Source organism: Methylobacterium sp. WL18, assembly GCF_008040015.1.
Classification (GTDB): domain Bacteria; phylum Pseudomonadota; class Alphaproteobacteria; order Rhizobiales; family Beijerinckiaceae; genus Methylobacterium; species Methylobacterium mesophilicum.
This window is the reverse complement of the sequence record NZ_VRVD01001096.1, coordinates 1-859: the sequence shown is the minus strand read 5'-3', so window position 1 is coordinate 859 and position 859 is coordinate 1. Positions and strand designations below refer to the sequence as shown.

General features: G+C 71.5%; 1 pseudogene. It reads right to left on the bottom strand.

Going from position 1 to position 859, the window contains the following annotated elements:
* Positions 1-33 precede the first annotated feature (33 nt).
* A pseudogene (locus FV228_RS33590) lies at positions 34-859 on the bottom strand (precorrin-3B synthase); the annotation flags it as partial.

The window sequence follows — 859 nt, the reverse complement described above, 5'->3', positions numbered from 1 at the left end:
ACGCTCGTGGATGCCGCGCGTCTCGCGACGATGTTAGCGCCCCTCCAGGCCGAGGGGCGCGAACATCGTCGCGAGACGCGCGGCATCCACGAGCGTCGGCGTCGATCCGGAGGCGCAGGCCGGCGCGCCCGTACAGGCGGCGACGCTGCGCCGCGGATCATCGGGGGCGATGATGAAGTTGCGGGCCAGAGCCGTCAGATCTGCGGCGGACGGATCCTGAAGCGGCAGCACGACGAAGCCGCGGGCCGGGGACAGGCGGATCTCCTCGGCGCCGAGGCGGGCGGCAAGGCCCACGAGTTGGTCGAGGGCATCGGCCGTGCAGCGACCGAACGGCGCATCCACCGTGAGGATGCGCTGCCTTGGCGCCAACCATTCGACACCGACCCGCGGCGAGAAGGGCACTGCCCATCGGGGGACGCCACGGTGCCCCCTCTCCCGCACGGGAGAGGGGACCTGCGTCGGGATTTCGACCCGAACGGCATTGTCCAGTGCGCTGAAGTCATCGGGCGACAGATCGCGCATTCGCCGCAATCCGGTCCGGGCGAAGGCCTGCAGCAGTGCTGCTATCGCGGCCGGCGCCTCCTCCGCAGCGCAGGTGGCGAGATCGTGAAAGCCCTGACCTCCGGCGACCGCGATCCCGATGTCCCCGGATATATGTGAGAACAGGTACGCGTCGGCCTCCGGCAGCTCCGCACCCAGGCGCCCTTCGACCACCACCAGCGTCTTGGCCGGCAGCCCCGGCACGGCGAGCCCCGCCGCCTCCACCGCACGCGCGAGGGCCGGCACATCGAACGTTTCGGTCGGATCGCGGCCGGCGAGGGGGCTTGTCAGCGTCAGCCGCTGCGGGCCGCCATCGCTA